Here is a 505-nt window from a genome sequence, read left to right as displayed (position 1 = left end):
CAACAGATACTCCCGCAGGATGTCATTTTGTATGCACTCTTTGATCGCGTTCTTAAAGCCGTTTTCACTGTCGAGCTTCAAATGTTTCCGTACGGCGTCTACGAACAGCGTGTATTCTTTCAGCGGTTTACATGTATGCACAATTTTACTACTCTTATTATAATTGATATTCGTCACGCTGACAACGAGTTCGAGGCTCTGTTTTTCAGGCAGCGTCATAAAGGCATCGGAAAGACGGAGAGTCGTGCTTTCAGGGTAATCCTCTTCTCCGTTATAGAACACGTAAAACTCAGGTGTAGGGATTTTTTTCAGGTACCTGAGATAGCGGTCGCGAGGGTTTTGGATGCGCTCGTAGAGGCGAGTGGCATACTGCAGAAATCGCAACGGCATATTCGCGTTGATTGTAGATTGGTGTTCTACGAGGGCGATGATTTTGCCGTCTATGAGATAGGCGACGTCGTTCCGAAAAGCCATATACATGACCTGTTCAAGGCGGAGCGCCTCT

Annotated in this window: 1 protein-coding gene; it reads right to left on the bottom strand. The window is 46.7% G+C overall.

Translation table 11 applies throughout. From position 1 onward, the window contains the following. On the bottom strand, positions 1 to 505 hold a 505-nt coding region (locus HMPREF0860_RS13500; RefSeq protein WP_162146986.1), incomplete at both ends, for an Rpn family recombination-promoting nuclease/putative transposase.

Source organism: Treponema socranskii subsp. socranskii VPI DR56BR1116 = ATCC 35536 (assembly GCF_000468115.1).
GTDB lineage: Bacteria > Spirochaetota > Spirochaetia > Treponematales > Treponemataceae > Treponema_D > Treponema_D socranskii.
The sequence above is the reverse complement of the archived record's forward strand: the minus strand, read 5'-3'. Positions and strand labels throughout refer to the sequence as shown.